This is a genomic window from Vogesella mureinivorans, from assembly GCF_007644035.1.
Lineage (GTDB): Bacteria > Pseudomonadota > Gammaproteobacteria > Burkholderiales > Chromobacteriaceae > Vogesella > Vogesella mureinivorans.
This window is the reverse complement of the sequence record NZ_VMTV02000931.1, coordinates 1-286: the sequence shown is the minus strand read 5'-3', so window position 1 is coordinate 286 and position 286 is coordinate 1. Positions and strand designations below refer to the sequence as shown.

1 protein-coding gene is annotated in these 286 nt (G+C 69.2%); it reads left to right on the top strand.

Going from position 1 to position 286, the window contains the following annotated elements; all coding sequences use genetic code 11:
- Positions 1 to 286: urocanase-related protein (locus FLQ44_RS21200; protein WP_500692563.1), on the top strand; the 286-nt coding region annotated here is incomplete at both ends.

Below are 286 nucleotides of genomic sequence, written 5' to 3'. Positions count from 1 at the left end.
GGGTGGCCTTCGACGAGGGCGTGAAGGACGCCTTCGCCTTTCCCGGCTTCGTGCCCGCCTATATCCGTCCCCTGTTCTGCCGGGGAATCGGGCCGTTTCGCTGGGCGGCGCTGTCGGGTGATCCGGAGGACATCCGCAAGACCGACGAAGCCATGAAGCGCCTGTTTCCCGACAACGCCGGGCTGCATCGCTGGCTGGACATGGCGAGCGAGCGCATCGCCTTCCAGGGCCTGCCCGCGCGCATCTGCTGGATCGGCCTCGGCGACCGGCATCGGGCCGGGCTGAC